The organism is Mesorhizobium sp. M4B.F.Ca.ET.089.01.1.1, assembly GCF_004022605.1.
Lineage (GTDB): Bacteria > Pseudomonadota > Alphaproteobacteria > Rhizobiales > Rhizobiaceae > Mesorhizobium > Mesorhizobium abyssinicae.
Genome location: NZ_RZOS01001452.1, coordinates 1 through 433, shown reverse-complemented (window position 1 = coordinate 433; position 433 = coordinate 1). Strand labels below are relative to the sequence as shown.

General features: G+C 67.0%; 1 protein-coding gene. It reads left to right on the top strand.

All coding sequences use genetic code 11. The features are described from left to right. On the top strand, positions 1 to 301 hold a 301-nt coding region (gene tnpB, locus EN780_RS37875; protein ID WP_133373034.1), incomplete at its 5' end, for an IS66 family insertion sequence element accessory protein TnpB. Between the last annotated feature and the right edge of the window lie 132 nt (positions 302 to 433).

The following is a 433-nucleotide window of genomic DNA, read 5'->3' as shown; positions in this document are numbered from 1 at the left end:
CCGCAAGGGTGCGGAGGGCCTCGCGGCGCTTGTGCGCGAGACGATGGGCGCCGATCCGTTCAGCGGCGCGGTCTATGTCTTCCGGGCGAAGCGGACGGATCGGATCAAGCTGATCTTCTGGGATGGCACCGGCGTCTGCCTTTACGCCAAACGTCTGGAGGACGGCGAGTTCCGCTGGCCGAAAGTGCATGACGGCATGATGCGGCTGACGGCCGCGCAGTTGTCGGCGCTGCTCGAAGGTCTCGACTGGCGGCGGGTCCACGAGGCGCGCAGGACCCGCGTTCCGGTTCAGGCGGGCTGACCCGCGACGAAGTGAATCAGCCTGGATTCCGCTGTCGCGGGATGTCGGCGAATATGGTCTGATCCGGTCATGGCGATGGCGGCTGACCAGCTTCCCGACGATCCGGACGCGCTGAAGGCGATGGTCCTGGCG